The organism is Massilia litorea (assembly GCF_015101885.1).
Lineage (GTDB): Bacteria > Pseudomonadota > Gammaproteobacteria > Burkholderiales > Burkholderiaceae_D > Telluria > Telluria litorea.
The window spans coordinates 3,332,445-3,346,337 of sequence record NZ_CP062941.1 but is presented as its reverse complement, the minus strand read 5'-3'; the positions used below and the strand labels follow the sequence as shown (position 1 = coordinate 3,346,337).

The window sequence follows — 13,893 nt, the reverse complement described above, 5'->3', positions numbered from 1 at the left end:
CGCGAGCCCGGCCGTGCAAAAAAAAAAGGCGCTGTTCGCGTTGAGTGTGGAATCTTCTTGAACGGCTGAGGTCCAACCCGGACTTCACCCGTGAGGAGGTTCGCATGCATGCACGCAAGTTCGAGCACTTCCTGAAGAACCTGGCCGCGCTGACCCGGCGCCAGCGCGAGCGGCTGCTCGGCCTGCTGCTGCCAACGGTCAAGCGCGATCGGACGGTGGACGTCATCGAGCAGGCGAGCGCGCCACAACTTGCCTGTCCCGGTTGCGGCGCGCAGCAGTTTCACAAGCACGGCCGCGCCAACGGGCTGCAGCGCTTTCGTTGCCGCGCTTGCGGCCGCACCTGCAATGCGCTCACCAACACGCCGCTGGCGCGCTTGCGCCACAAAGGGCGCTGGCTCGATTACCTGGGCGGCATGCTCGACTCGCACAGTATCCGGCGCAGCGCCGCCCAGCTCGGCGTCGCCGGCGCCACCAGCTTTCGCTGGCGCCACCGTTTTCTCGCGCTCACTCAAAACGACCGGCCCCAGCGCCTGGCCGGGATCGCCGAGGCCGACGAGATGTATGTGCTCGAATCACACAAAGGGTCCCGCTCGCTCGATCGACCTCCACGCAAGCGCGGCGGCAAAGCGACAAAACGCGGTATTTCAAAGGAACAGATGTGCATCCTGGTCGCACGCGACCGGACCGGCCAGACGCTCGACTGGGTCCCCGGCAAGGGGCCGGTGACGCGGGCGCAATTGCACGAACATTTGAAAGTGCGCCTGGAGCCGGACGTGTTGCTGGTGACGGACGCCCATGCGGCCTACCGGCATTTCGCGCGCGAAGCCGGGATCACCCACCAAACGGTGAACTTGCAGGCGGGAATCCGGGTGCGCGGCGCACTCCACGTCCAGAACGTGAATGCCTATCACAGCCGCCTGCGCGGCTGGCTGCAGCCATTTCGCGGGATTGCCAGCCGTTACCTCGGCAACTATCTCGGCTGGCGCTGGGCGCTCGACGGCGCCCGTATTAAGACGCCAGAGGCTTTGCTGCGAGCGGCAATCGGCATATTCCACATTTAACGCGAACAGCGCCAAAAAAAACCGCCTGCATGCAGGCGGTTTTGCGTCGTACTGCGGGAACGGCAATTACCAACCGATGTCCTTGAACAGTTCGAAGGTCAGGTCGGTCGGTGCCGTCACCGAGTGGGTCAGGTCGGCGCTGATCGCCGGCTCCATCAGCTGGTTGCGCGTGGCGCTCGTGTTGTAGTGCGAGACCGACGAGCCCGGCTGGTACGGATTCGGCGTGAACATCGTGATGCGGCGCTGCGCATCGGCGCCCGAGAGCGAGCTCCTGGAACGCTGCAGCTTGGCCACGGTGCCGTTCGTATTGCCGTTTGCCCTGGTCAGGCTGGCGGCGAGCTGCACGCCGTCCGCCTGGCTCACGCGCACGGCCGGGATGGTGATCGATGGATCGGCACCGCCCAGGCCCGTGACCGCGCCCGGTGCATTGTCCGCCACGATCACGCCGGTCGCGCCCGCGTTCTGCGCGTTCTTGACCTTGACCACGAAACCGCAGGTACCGCGGTTGACCAGTGCGATCTTGTTGCGAACCGCTTCGGCATTGGCGGCGTTGAACGGGGTGCAAGCCGAGCCCGGGCTGTCCGCCTGCAGGGCGACCTGGGCAACCTGGCCGGTCAGCGGCGACTGGTCCAGCTTCGGACCGAAATCGGCTTCGCCCACAGCGTACAGGTCGCCGCTCGGCGAGTTGGCGCCCGCGCCGACCACGCGCAGCTCGGCCGTGGCGGTCAGGACCGAAGGCACGGCCGCGGTCACGCGCGGACCGGTCCAGGACAGGCCCGAAGGCTTGAGCGCGGATGCGGCGCGCTCGGCATTGGTCATGTCGACCCACAGCTTGCCGGTCGTGTTGTCGAGCAGGTAGTGGTCCCAGGCCGATGGGTAGCCGGCGAACTGGGCACCCGTGGCGCCATTCGTGAAGGTCTGGAAGCCCAGGCCGTGGCCCATCTCGTGCAGCAGGGTGGCGACGAAGTCGATGTTGCTGCCTTCGTTGGCGTCCAGCCCCAGGTAGAAGGAGCTGCCGGCCAGGCAGTTGGCCTTGCCCAGGTCGGAATTGAAACGGGCATTGATCTGGGCGCCGGGGTTGTCCGAAATCTCGCTGCCGTAGAGCTTGTTGGCCAGGGCATAGGAATAGACGGTGCCGGCCTTCGGCGCGCCCGGGAAGTCGGCGAACACCTGGGTGGCGCCGGCGCTGCCGAGCACGGCGCTGGTAGCGGTACAGGCCAACGGCGTGAACTGCGCATTGACGACGATCGGCACCGACGAGGTCAGGGTCGCGCCCCAGATATTGGCGGCGTGCGTGAACGCGATCAGGCGTTGCTGGCCGATGGTGGTGCCGGTATTGCCGCCGACCGGGGTGGCCGGGGTCGGATCGTTGAAGCCGACGCCAGGCGCGTTCAGGTTGTTGATCACGACCTTCGCTGCCGCCTGGGCAGAACCCATCGCGGCGAACGAGAGGGCCAGGCTTGCTGCCACCAGGGTCAGGCTTGGGAGCTTATTGAACTTCATGCTGGTGCTCCTCGGAGTGCTTGGTCACTGGGTTGGTCAGGGCGGTTTCGGCGGCGGTCTTGCCGTGGATGCAGTCGGCTTCGAGTTTGCCGTCGGCGGTGCGGTGCACCACCGAGTACGACACCGACTCTTCGTCGACATAGGCGGCAGCGATGCCGTTCTGCTGCAGGCGGACGACGCCCGCGGCCGGGGCACCGGCGGCCTGGCGCGCCGCTTTCTGGGCGGCGCGGTCGGCGGCGCGCAGTTCATTCAGCTGTTTTGCTTCTGCGGCCGTCGCGTTGCGGATCTTGCCCGTGCGTGGATCTTTAGCAACGACCTGGTCGGCCTGGCCGGCGGCGAAGGCCGAACCAGCGAGCACCAGTGCCGCCGTGGCGGCGACGCAGCGCAGTGTGAATGCAGGTTTACGCATGTTTGTTTATCTCTTGGAAAAATGAACTTCGATCGGTGCATCTTTTCTTTCCGGTCTTGGCGCCGGTTGTCGAGAACTATAGCTTCGGCGACAATCAGCCCCCGGGAATGTTGTTAAAAATATTGTATTGTTCTTGAGCTAAAACAGCGTGCATTGTTCGGCCCATACTCTGAAAAGACAGAGGCTGTTATACGAGCTCGTGTGTTGTTTTCGCGCTGAGGCCGGTTCGGCCGGGGCCGGAATATCGCTCCCGATGCTTCAGATTGCCACCGCACCCTGCCGCGCCGCGATCCACTCGTCGAGCCGCACCGCGCTGCCGGGTGCCATGTGCAAGCCGAGCTTGCTGCGGCGCCAGAGGATGTCGGCGCTGCTGCGCGCCCATTCGTGCTGCATCAGGTAGTCGATCTCGGCCGCGTACAGGCCGGGCAGCACTTCCGGTCCCATGTCCGCCAGGCTCTCGCGGCGTGCCAGCAGCAGATGGATGCGGGTGCCGTAGGCGCGAGCATAGCGCTCGAACAGGGGCGCCGGCAGCCAGGCATAACGGCCTGCCTGGCGCGCGCTCCAGGCGCCGAATTCCAGCACCCCGCGCTTGTCCGGACGCGGACCGTAGAGGTCGCCACCGGGCAGGCAGGCCTGCTCCGTCCAGCCCGCGCAGTGACTGTGACCCGCGCGGCCGAGCGCCTGCCCGATCCAGTCCACGGCCTGCTCGGCCAGCTTGCGGCTGGTCGTGATCTTCCCGCCGAAAACGGACAGCAGCGGTGCCCCGGCCAGGTCGGGCTCGAGACGGAAGTCGCGCGTGGCGGTCGCCGCGCTGGCGGCCGCATCCTCGACCAGCGGACGCACGCCGGCATAGCTCCACAGCACGTCGGCAGGCGTCACCTGGCGCGTGAAATAGCGGTTCACCAGCTGGCACAGGTAGACCGTTTCCTCGGCGCTGATCGCCACCTTGTCGAGCTCGCCGCGGAAGTCGACGTCGGTGGTGCCGACCAGGGTAAAGGCGCCTTCATAGGGCAGTGCGAACACGATGCGCCCGTCCGGGTGCTGGAAAATATAGGCGTGCGCGTGTTCGAACAGGCGCGGCACGACGATGTGGCTGCCCTTGATCAGGCGCAGCGCCTGGCCGCCCGCCGCATTCGTGGCGCCGTGCAGGAAGCGCGCGGCCCAGGGGCCGGCGGCGTTGACCAGGCAGCGCGCCGTCACGTGCACGTGGCGCCCTTCTCCCTCGAGCGTGGCGTTCCAGCCGTCGGGGTGGCGCTGCGGCGGGTTGCAGCGCGCATGGGTCAGGATGACGGCGCCGCGCTCGCGGGCGTCCAGCGCATTCAAGACGACCAGACGGGCGTCGTCGACCCAGCCGTCGGAATACATGAAGCCGCGCGTGTACTGCGGCTGCAGCGATGCCCCCGCCGGGTGGGTGCGCAGGTCCACGCCCTGCGAGCCGGGCAGGAATTCGCGCCGCGCCAGGCGGTCGTACAGGAACAGCCCGGCGCGGATCATCCAGGCCGGGCGGGCGCCGGCGTCATGGGGCATCACGAAGCGCAGCGGACGCATGATGTGGGGCGCGCTGCTGAGCAGGGTTTCGCGCTCGGCCAGGGCCTTGCGCACGAGGCCGAACTGGCGCTGTTCGAGGTAGCGCAGGCCGCCATGGATGAGTTTGCTCGATGCCGAGGAGGTATGCTGGGCCAGGTCGTCCTTTTCGCACAGCACCACGCGCAGGCCGCGTCCGGCCGCGTCGCGCGCGATGGCCGCGCCGTTGATGCCGCCGCCGACGATCAGCACGTCGCACTCGTACCGCTTCGGTGTGTCATCCACGGGGCCTCCTTCAGGATCACAAACCGATCCAGTGTATGCCGCCTCCATGTCGCCATGTTCGCATGGATCAATGGGTCCGGCACCAGGAAAATCCGCGTGCGCGCCTCCCGGCACGCGCACGCCCATGCCGGCCGCAAGCGTTCGTCCGCCCTGTAGAATCCGGGTATGAGAACGACGAACCGGATCTTCTGATGGCCCAGCAACGCGCCTGGGTGCGCATGCCGTCGGGCAAGCGCCTCGACCTGCTGAACCCGACCCCCTTCGACTGGGACGACGCCGACCTCGCGCTCGGCCTGGCCCGCACCTACCGCTGGGGCGGGCATTCGGCCTGGCCCCTGCCCCTGTCGGTGGCCCAGCATTCGATCACGGTCATGCTGCTGCAGCGCGCCGCGCTCGGCGACCGGGCCGAACCCCTGCTCGAGCTGCGCGAACTGCTGCACGACGCCGAGGAAGGCCTGCTCGGCTTCGATGCGCTGTCGGTCATCAAGCCCTTCCTCGGCGAAGGTTTTCATGCGCTGACGAAACGGCTGGAACACGTGGTCTTCCTGCGCTACGGCCTGCCGTCCTGGACCCCGCTCGACCATGCGCGCCACAAGCGCGCCGACCGCCTGGCAGCGGCCAGCGAAGCCGTGCACGTGGCCGGCTGGTCGCGCGAGGAAGTACGCAGCACGCTCAAGATCCAGGCCGCCGTATTGGAGGATGATCCGCTGGTCGCGCGCTATGGCGGCCGGCCCTGGGAGCCATGGCCGCCGGCGCTGGCCGCCGAGCGTTTTCTTGCCGAACTGCATCGGCTAACGGCAGCGATCCGCTAAGCTCGACGGCATCGTATGGAGGAGACCCCGATGAAACGCATTCTCAGCCTTGTCGCAGCGCTCGCGCTCGCCCTCCCTGTCCAGGCGGCATGTAACGCAGCCGATCAGTTAGTACAAACCTATGGCATCTCGTTTTCGGGTTTCAGGAAGCAGATCCCGAAAGCGCCACGGCCGCTCGAACACGGTGTGCGCACGGCGGACCTGGTCGTCATCCGCCTGCCGAACCAGAAGGGAGACGTGCCCGACGGCTTTGCCCATTCGGCCCTGATCAACAAAGACAACAAACAAGCGTGGATACGGCGCAAGGGCGGCTTCGTACCGGTGGACGAATGGTATGGGCCGGTCAAGCTGGAAACGGTGGATCTCGGGGGCTGTGTTGTCGAACCCTGGCGCTGACAAGGCCGCCGGCCTCGCCGACGCCGCGCAACTCCTGCGCGAAGCGCATTCGCTCCTGATCTGCGCCGGCGCCGGCATCGGCGTCGATTCCGGCCTGCCCGACTTTCGCGGCAACAGCGGCTTCTGGCAAGCCTATCCGGCCTTGCGCGCATCAAACATTGCCTTCCACGAGATCGCCAATCCGGCATCCTTCGCCGACGATCCTGCCCTTGCCTGGGGCTTCTACGGGCATCGCCTGCAGCTCTACCGGGACACGGTGCCGCACCCGGGGTTCACGATCCTGCGCAGGTTGGCCGCCGATATGCCCGGCGGCGCCTTTGTCTTCACGAGCAATGTCGACGGCCAGTTCCAGCGCGCCGGCTTCGACGAGGCGCGCATCGTCGAATGCCACGGCTCGATCCACCACCTGCAATGCACCCTGCCCTGCTCGAACGCGACCTGGACGGCGGACGCATTCATGCCGCTGGTCGACGCGCAGGCTTGCCGGCTGCGCTCGGCGCCGCCGCGCTGTCCGCATTGCGGGGCGCTGGCCCGGCCCAACATCCTGATGTTCAACGACGGCGACTGGATCGCGAACCGGACCGATGCGCAGTTCGAACGGCTGCGGCGCTGGCGCGCAAGGGTGCGCGGAATGGTCGTGATCGAACTCGGCGCCGGCATCGACATTCCCTCTGTGCGGCGCATGAGCCAGATGCAGGGCGTGCCGATCGTGCGCATCAATCCGCGCGCGTCCCAGCTCGACGGCCATCCGGGTGTTGCAATTTCGCTTACTGCACGGGACGCGCTCGAAGCGATGGCTGAGCTGATGCAGCGCAAATAATTGCAGCTAAGTCATTGATTTCATTAGGGCGGCGCTGATATCCACAAGAATTGTGGATAACTGTGTGGACAAGCGCCTCTTGACAAGCCGCAAGCGCAGTATTGATGCGGGTTTCAACAAAATGCCCAATCTACAGGCAGAAATTGTGTCCTTTAAAATCAATGGCTTGCACGCACTGTGCTTTCGTGCACAGGGCCGTTATCAGCAAATTCCTACAAAGTCCTACAACGGGGGATAAGTCAGCTTGAGACACATTCTCTGCGCCATTTCCCCTCCTCACTTCCACGCGCTGCGGGCACGATCGCGCACCAGCATCCGGACACTGTCGGGCATCGGCTTGTTCGATTTCGCCGTGTCCGCCGTGATCCAGACGCATTCCTCGAAATGCTTGAGCATGGCCGGCGTCACGAAGCGGGTGCGCGCCGCATACACATGGCGATCGCCCATCTGCGACTGCTGCTTGATGAAGAAACGGTTCGGTACCACCAGGTGCAGATGCTCCCTGGCGCGCGTCATGGCGACATACAGCAGGCGCCGCTCCTCCTCGATTTCCTCGGCGCTTCCGGTGCTCATATCGGAGGGAATGCAGCCGTCCACCACATTCAGCACGTGCACCGACTTCCATTCCTGGCCCTTGCTCGAGTGGATGGTCGACAGGATCAGATAATCTTCGTCGAGCAGCGGCGGCCCGGCGCGGTCGCTGGTGGCCTCGGGCGGATCGAGCGTGATCTCCGCCAGGAAACTTTCGCGCGTGCCGTGGCCGCCCGCCAGCTGGGCCAGCTGGGCGACGTCGGCCGCGCGCACTGTCGCGTCGTCGTGCAGGCGCTCGAGGTGGGGCAAGTACCAGTCGCGCACCAGCTCGATGTCGGCCGGCCAGCGCAAACCCGGCGTGCGCAGGCGCCGGTACAGGGTAACGAAATCCTGCCAGTCGCCCTGGCTTTTCGAGGGCGGCGTGAAGGCCTCGACCGCGTCCAGCGCTTCGGGCGCCGCGGCCATCGCGTCCAGCAGGCGCGTGGCCGTGGCCGGGCCGATGCCCGGAATCAGTTGCAGCACCCGGAAGCCGGCCATGCGCCCGTTCGGGTTCTGGGCAAAGCGCAGCACGGCCAGCACGTCCTTGATGTGCGAGGCTTCCAGGAATTTCAGGCCGCCGAATTTCACGAACGGGATATTCCGGCGCATCAGTTCGAGCTCCAGCGCCGCGCTATGGCTGGCCGCCCGGAACAGCACGGCCTGGGTCGTCAACTTGATGCCCGCTTCGCGGTGTTCGAGGATGCGGTTGCAGACCCAGCGCGCCTGCTCGGCCTCGTCGGGAATCAGGACCAGCTGCGGCAGGCTGCTGGCGACCTTGTCCGTCCACAGCGTTTTCGCGTGGCGCTCGAGCGCGGCGGCGATCACGGCGTTCGAGGCGTCGAGGATCGGCTGGGTCGAGCGGTAATTGCGGTCGAGCGTAATCACCTGCGCCGGCTGCGAGAACTGGCCCGGGAAGTCGAGGATGTTGCGCACCGTGGCGCCGCGGAAGGAATAGATCGACTGGGCATCGTCGCCGACCACCATCACGCCCTCCCCGCCCGGCTTCATGCCGGTGATGATGGCGGCCTGCAGGCGGTTGGTGTCCTGGTATTCGTCGACCAGCACGTGGTCGAACAGGGAACCGATCTCGGGCCCGAGTTCGGGGTCCGAGGCCATCTCGGCCCAGAACAGCAGCAGATCGTCGTAGTCGAGCACATTCTGCTCCTGCTTGGCGTCGACATAGGCGCCGAACAGGCGTTTCAGCTCCGCTTCCCACTCGCAGCACCAAGGGAAGGTGCTCTGCAGAACCAGGTCGAGCGGTTCGCGCGAATTCACGACCCGCGAATAGATCGACAGACAGGTCCCTTTCAGGGGAAAACGCTTGGCGGTCTGGGTCAGCCCGATCTCGTGGCGTACCAGGCCCATCAGGTCTTCGGAGTCGCCGCGGTCGTGGATCGTGAACGATTCGTCCAGGCCGATGCGCCCGGAAAATTCGCGCAGCAGGCGCGCACCGATGCTGTGGAAGGTGCCGGCCCAGGGCAGCGTCGCGACGCCGCCCGCACTGCCTCCCATGATCCTCTGCAGTACATTGCCGGCGCGCTGGGTCATCTCGTTGGCGGCGCGCCGCGAAAAGGTCAGCAGCAGGATCCGCTGCGGATCGGCGCCGGCCATGATCAGGCGCGCCACCCGGTGCGCAAGGGTATTCGTCTTGCCCGAACCGGCGCCGGCCACGACCAGCAAAGGCCGGCTGGCCGCTGCGCCGATGTCGTGCTCGACCGCCAGGCGCTGCGCGGGATTGAGGCTGGCGAAAGGATCGTCGACAGGGGGTAAAGCGGCCGGCACGGATGCAGCCAAAGGATCGGACGAGTGAGCGGGCACAGCGACGGCGGCGGCAGCGGACATGGAAAACTGACAAGGTGAAGACAACGCAACTGTACATTTGTCCAGTAGCGCTTCGCAAGTGCATTTTGCACTTGCTGCCCGATGCGATGTTGTAAAAAGCGTGCACGAGCGTTGCGCGAAGCTCGCGTGTTACGCGATCCTTTTCTGCTAAGTAGCCGTAACCAAAGAACTTTTCCGGATATCCACAAAGTCTGTGAATAACTTTGTGGAAAAGAAGGGGCTTGACAGGCGGAAAACCCGTCCGCATGCGGGTTTCAACAATTTGCCCGTTCGGCGGGCAGCACCGAATTCACGAAAAATCAATGACTTGCGAGATCATGCGCAGGACCACCGTGAAGATCGGTGAAGATAAAAAAATGCAACTTATGTGTATAAATGCCGGTCACCAGGCGCAACAAACATGCACCTTTGACATCAAAAAGACAGTATTGTGGGAAACTTTCAGGAGCGGGAGCGGCGCCGGTGCGGCTCCAGCAGTACCCGCTCGATGACGTGGACGTCGATATCGCGTGTGCGCAGGTATTCGAATGCGGACATGGTATTGCTGCTGTCCTGGACCGCAATGCCGGCATCGACGATGCGGCGCTGGCGCGCGTCGGTCCGGGATTCGTCTATGACTGCCGATATATCCGTTTGCTCGCTTGGGGATTGCTCCATAGTGACCTCGCCTCACAGGTTGAAGTTTCCTAACGAGTATTCATCAATACAAAAGAATGTCAATGTCAACTTCCTATCGAAAAGTGTAAAAAGTTGAGCGTACGACTTTCTCAAGGGAGCGCCACCGGTACCGGGATCGTCCTAGAATGGCCGTGTTCTCCACCCACTTGCGAGGCACCCATGGCAACGACTCCCGAACCCGACCTGAACCCTGGCGACGAAGCCACCCCGGGCACGCCCGGCGCCGGCGAAGACGTCTGCGAAGCCTGCTCCGGCAGCGGCAAACTGGCCGACGGCAAGCAGTGCCCGCAATGCGGCGGCAGCGGACGCGTCATGCGGGGGATCGGCGGCGGCTGAGCCGAGGACAGGCTGATTCCGGGCGCTTGCGTGACAGAAAGCCGGCTGGGCGCGATAATCGCGGGATGACTTCACCGCCCTCCGCTTTCGAACACCCGCGTCCCGAATCCCTGCTCGACCTGTTCGTCGCCTTTACCGTCCTGGCCCTGCAAGGCTTCGGCGGCGTGCTGGCGGTCGTCCAGCGCGAGCTCGTCGAGCGCAAACGCTGGCTGAGCAACGAAGAGTTCATCGAGGACTGGGCGGTCGCGCAGATCATGCCCGGGCCGAACGTCGTCAACCTGTCGATGATGATCGGCGCCCGCTATTTCGGCCTGCGCGGCGCGCTGACGGCGCTGGCCGGCATGCTGGCCGTACCGCTGGTGCTGATCCTGCTGCTGGCGATCCTGCACGCGCGCTTTGCCGGCAACGCCCAGGTGGCCGGCGCCCTGCGCGGCATGGCGGCGGTCTCGGCCGGCCTGATCGCGGCGACCGGCCTCAAGATGTCGGTGGCGCTCAAGCGCAATCCGGTGCCCCTGCAGTGGTGCGTGGCGATCGGCGCCATCGGCTTCGTGCTCGTCGCCCTGCTGAAATTTCCCCTGGCTTATGTGCTGCTTGCCCTTGGCGGCCTCGGCTGCGTGCTGGCTTACAGGAACCTGCGATGAACGGCGCCATCCACATCACTCTCGCCTGGCATGACTGGCTGAACCTGTTCGCCCACTACATGCTGTTGTCCCTGATGTCGCTCGGCGGTGCGATCTCGACCACTTCTGAGATGCACCGCTTCCTGGTCGAGCAGCATGGCTGGCTGAGCCAGGCCCAGTTCAACGATTCGATCGCGCTGGCCCAGGCCGCGCCGGGCCCGAATGTGCTGTTCGTGGCCCTGATGGGCTGGAATGTCGGCATGAACGCCGGCAGCACCAGCGCCGCCTTTCTCGGCGTGGCGACGACCATGATCGGGATCCTGCTGCCCTCGACCATCTTCACTTACCAGGTCGCGCAATGGGGGCACCGCAACCGCGAGCTGCGCCCGGTGCGCGCCTTCAAGCAGGGCATGGCGCCGGTCGTGATCGCCCTGCTGCTGTCCACCAGCTGGATCCTGGCCAGTTCGGCGGGCGGCAGCGGCTACCACTGGCCGCTCTGGCTGCTGACGCTGTCCAGCTGCCTCGTCATCTGGCGCACGAAACTGCACCTGCTGTGGGTGCTGGGGGCCGGTGCATTATTGGGAGCGCTCGGCTTCGTGTAGGAGCGCCTGACAAAACCGTCAGGGCAAGGCGCGGCCCCGAAGACAGTACGAGGGTACGGCGAGGCGCTGCAACGCGGCCATGGCGATTTTGTCAGGCGCGCCAACGCGATGCGCCCGGTTTGCCGAACTGGCATACTTGCGGTATCGATCATCCGGAGCCTTCCATGCTTACTCTCCTCAGCGAACACGCCTCGTTCGGCGGCGTCCAGCGTTTCTACCAGCACGAATCAAGCGCCATCGGCCTGCCGATGCGGTTCTCGGTCTACCTGCCGCCGGGCGCCGAAGGAAAACACCTGCCGGTGCTGTTCTACCTCGCCGGCCTGACCTGCACCGAAGAGACCTTCGCGATCAAGGGCGGCTTCCAGCGCGTCGCCGCCGAGGAAGGCCTGATCGTGGTCGCGCCCGATACCAGCCCGCGCGGCGCCGGCGTGCCGGGCGAGACCGACAGCTGGGACTTCGGCGTAGGGGCCGGCTTCTACGTCGACGCGACCGAGGAGCCGTGGTCGCGCCACTACCGCATGTACAGCTACATCCTCGAGCTGCGCGAACTGGTGCTGCGCGAATTCGGCGCCGACGCCGAACGCTGCGGCATCTTCGGCCACTCGATGGGCGGCCATGGGGCACTGGTGCTGGCCCTGCGCAAGCCCGAGCTGTTCCGTTCGGTGTCGGCCTTTGCGCCGATCGCCGCCCCGAGCCGCTGCCCCTGGGGCGAAAAAGCCTTCGGCGGCTACCTGGGCCCGGACCGCGCGCGCTGGCGCGCCTGGGACGCCACCGAGCTGGTGGCCGAGGGTCCGGTGCGCTTCCCGCAAGGCATCCTGGTCGACGAGGGCCTGGCCGACAAATTCCTGCCGGACCAGCTCAACCCCGAGGCCTTCGAGGCCGCCTGCAGCGCCGCCGGCCAGCCCCTGACCCTGCGCCGCCACGCCGGCTACGACCACGGTTATTACTTCATCGCCAGCTTCGTCGAAGACCACTTGCGCTTCCACCGCCGCCAGCTCGGCTGACGCTTTCACACGCTCGTTTTGACCGGCGGAACTGCTTTCAGTTCCGCCTGGTTGCACCATTCCTGCCCTCCCGCAAAGCCGCCCCAAAGCGGACTCGCGAAGCCCTTTCGACCCTTGAAAATGCCCTTGCGCTGCCCTATAAAACAGGTGCGGCGCCATGCCGCGCTTGTTCATCCATTATAAAAGGAGGCTTACCATGAATCTCGTCAGGAGAGGCAGTTCGCCCCTGGCGGCCTATCGCCCCGGCACGGTCGAGGACGGGTTTGGCCGCCTCGTCGAAAGCATGTTCGAAGATTTCTTTGCGCCCATGACCGTGGGAGCCGGCCTGCGCCAGGGAGATACCAGCATCCCGCGCCTGGACATGACCGAGAGCGAGCAAGCCTATGAAATTCAGGCCGAAATGCCGGGCGTCGAGAAGGAAGACCTGAAGGTGGCGATCGACCATCAGCGCGTCACCATCGAAGGAGAATGCCGCAAGGCAAACGAGCGGCGCGAGGGCGAAAACGTGGTGTATTCTGAACGTTCAGCACGCAAGTTCATGCGCAGCTTCACCCTGCCTGGCGAAGTCGACGATGCGGCTGCGGAGGCAAAGCTGGAAAACGGGGTGCTGCACCTGACGCTGCCGAAGAAACAGGGCGGCGCAGCGCGGCGGCTTGAAATCCACTGAGCCTGCGGTCGCAATCCACGCATGCCAGCTGCGGCTGGCATGCACGGAATCGGGGTGATCACGATGGCCGAGGTCCGCCGTTTCAAGAACCGCGCGCAGGCCGGCAAATTGCTCGCGAAAGCGCTGGGCGTTTACGCGCACCAGCCTGACGCGGTCGTGCTGGCACTGCCGCGCGGCGGCGTCCCGGTTGCGTTCGCAGTGGCGATGACGCTCGATCTCGAGCTCGACATCCTGCTGGTGCGCAAGCTGGGCCTGCCCTACCAGCCCGAGTACGCCATCGGCGCGGTCGGCAGCGGCGGCGTGCGGGTCTTGCAGCCGGGCGTGCCCGGGCTGCTGGGCGTGACACAGGAACAGGTCGACGCGATCACCGCGCGCGAACTGCTCGAGATCGAACGGCGCACCCGCCTCTACCGGGGCGGGCGCGCGCAGCCGGTGCTGGCCGGCCGGACGGTGATCATCGTCGACGACGGCATCGCCACCGGTTCGACGATGCTGGCCGCGGTGCAGGTGGCGCGCGGGCATGACGCCCGGCGCGTCGTCGTCGCCGCACCGGTCGCCCCGCCCGATACGCTCGCGGCGCTGGAGGCGGTGGCCGACGAAGTGGTCTGCCTGGCAGCACCGCCGCATTTTCGCGCGGTGAGCCAGTGGTACGAGACGTTCGACCAGACGAGCGACGAGGAAGTGCAGGACTTGCTGGCAATGGCCTGGCGCAGCGGGGCAGATCGCACGCCCCGCATGCAACCCTAGAGCGCCCTGGAGCTCGC

16 protein-coding genes are annotated in these 13,893 nt (G+C 65.7%); 11 read left to right on the top strand and 5 right to left on the bottom strand.

The annotated features are described in order from the left end of the window. Positions 1 to 104 precede the first annotated feature (104 nt). Complete coding sequence (locus LPB04_RS15075; RefSeq protein WP_193685348.1) at positions 105 to 1,061, top strand: IS1595 family transposase; 957 nt, start codon at positions 105 to 107, stop codon at positions 1,059 to 1,061. Positions 1,062 to 1,127: 66 nt separating this feature from the next. Here LPB04_RS15075 and LPB04_RS24370 read toward each other — a convergent pair whose 3' ends face one another. From LPB04_RS24370 to glpD, 3 genes are all read right to left on the bottom strand, one after another. Next, positions 1,128 to 2,564, bottom strand: a complete 1,437-nt coding sequence (locus LPB04_RS24370) for a PA domain-containing protein (RefSeq protein ID WP_193685347.1) — start codon at positions 2,562 to 2,564, stop codon at positions 1,128 to 1,130. Continuing rightward, on the bottom strand, positions 2,551 to 2,973 hold the full coding sequence (locus LPB04_RS15065; RefSeq protein WP_193685346.1) for a post-PEP-CTERM-1 domain-containing protein: 423 nt from the start codon (positions 2,971 to 2,973) through the stop codon (positions 2,551 to 2,553). Before LPB04_RS15065 ends, LPB04_RS24370 begins: the two co-directional genes overlap by 14 nt. Positions 2,974 to 3,231: 258 nt before the next feature. After that, positions 3,232 to 4,782 carry a glycerol-3-phosphate dehydrogenase gene (gene glpD, locus LPB04_RS15060; protein ID WP_227496424.1) on the bottom strand — a complete coding sequence of 517 codons (1,551 nt, stop codon included), beginning with the start codon at positions 4,780 to 4,782 and terminating at the stop codon, positions 3,232 to 3,234. A gap of 191 nt (positions 4,783 to 4,973) precedes the next feature. Between glpD and LPB04_RS15055 the strand changes: the two genes are divergently transcribed. From LPB04_RS15055 to LPB04_RS15040, 4 genes are all read left to right on the top strand, one after another. Then, a complete protein-coding gene (locus LPB04_RS15055) occupies positions 4,974 to 5,594 on the top strand; it encodes a phosphohydrolase (RefSeq protein WP_227496423.1) in 621 nt (206 codons plus the stop codon). Between the two features lie 30 nt (positions 5,595 to 5,624). Next, positions 5,625 to 5,990 carry a hypothetical protein gene (locus LPB04_RS15050; RefSeq protein ID WP_193685344.1) on the top strand — a complete coding sequence of 122 codons (366 nt, stop codon included), beginning with the start codon at positions 5,625 to 5,627 and terminating at the stop codon, positions 5,988 to 5,990. After that, entirely contained in the window at positions 5,929 to 6,810 is an 882-nt protein-coding gene (locus LPB04_RS15045) for an SIR2 family NAD-dependent protein deacylase (RefSeq protein WP_193685343.1), read from the top strand. The genes LPB04_RS15050 and LPB04_RS15045 overlap by 62 nt, the downstream gene beginning before the upstream one ends. Positions 6,811 to 6,874: 64 nt before the next feature. Beyond that, positions 6,875 to 7,048: a hypothetical protein gene (locus LPB04_RS15040; RefSeq protein ID WP_193685342.1), complete on the top strand. Its 174-nt coding sequence runs from the start codon at positions 6,875 to 6,877 to the stop codon at positions 7,046 to 7,048. Between the two features lie 38 nt (positions 7,049 to 7,086). Here the strand turns inward: LPB04_RS15040 and LPB04_RS15035 are convergent, their stop codons facing one another. Then, on the bottom strand, positions 7,087 to 9,222 hold the full coding sequence (locus LPB04_RS15035; RefSeq protein ID WP_193685341.1) for an ATP-dependent helicase: 2,136 nt from the start codon (positions 9,220 to 9,222) through the stop codon (positions 7,087 to 7,089). Positions 9,223 to 9,663: 441 nt separating this feature from the next. Next, entirely contained in the window at positions 9,664 to 9,879 is a 216-nt protein-coding gene (locus LPB04_RS15030; RefSeq protein ID WP_227496422.1) for a hypothetical protein, read from the bottom strand. A gap of 180 nt (positions 9,880 to 10,059) precedes the next feature. Here LPB04_RS15030 and LPB04_RS15025 point away from each other — a divergent pair, with 180 nt between their 5' ends. The 6 genes from LPB04_RS15025 to LPB04_RS15000 all read left to right on the top strand — a co-directional run bounded on the left by LPB04_RS15025 (position 10,060) and on the right by LPB04_RS15000 (position 13,876). Further along, the gene (locus LPB04_RS15025; RefSeq protein WP_193685340.1) at positions 10,060 to 10,236 is read left to right on the top strand and encodes a hypothetical protein; all 177 of its coding nucleotides are present in this window, start codon (positions 10,060 to 10,062) and stop codon (positions 10,234 to 10,236) included. 65 nt (positions 10,237 to 10,301) lie between these two features. Beyond that, a complete protein-coding gene (locus tag LPB04_RS15020; protein WP_193685339.1) occupies positions 10,302 to 10,877 on the top strand; it encodes a chromate transporter in 576 nt (191 codons plus the stop codon). Continuing rightward, entirely contained in the window at positions 10,874 to 11,458 is a 585-nt protein-coding gene (locus LPB04_RS15015; protein ID WP_193685338.1) for a chromate transporter, read from the top strand. Before LPB04_RS15020 ends, LPB04_RS15015 begins: the two co-directional genes overlap by 4 nt. Before the next feature lie 164 nt (positions 11,459 to 11,622). Further along, positions 11,623 to 12,462 (top strand): S-formylglutathione hydrolase, encoded by an 840-nt coding sequence (gene fghA / locus LPB04_RS15010; RefSeq protein WP_193685337.1) that lies wholly within the window; start codon positions 11,623 to 11,625, stop codon positions 12,460 to 12,462. Positions 12,463 to 12,619: 157 nt separating this feature from the next. Beyond that, a complete protein-coding gene (locus LPB04_RS15005) occupies positions 12,620 to 13,129 on the top strand; it encodes an Hsp20/alpha crystallin family protein (RefSeq protein ID WP_227496421.1) in 510 nt (169 codons plus the stop codon). A 39-nt stretch (positions 13,130 to 13,168) separates the two neighbouring features. Further along, a complete protein-coding gene (locus tag LPB04_RS15000; protein WP_227496420.1) occupies positions 13,169 to 13,876 on the top strand; it encodes a phosphoribosyltransferase in 708 nt (235 codons plus the stop codon). Positions 13,877 to 13,893: the final 17 nt, after the last annotated feature.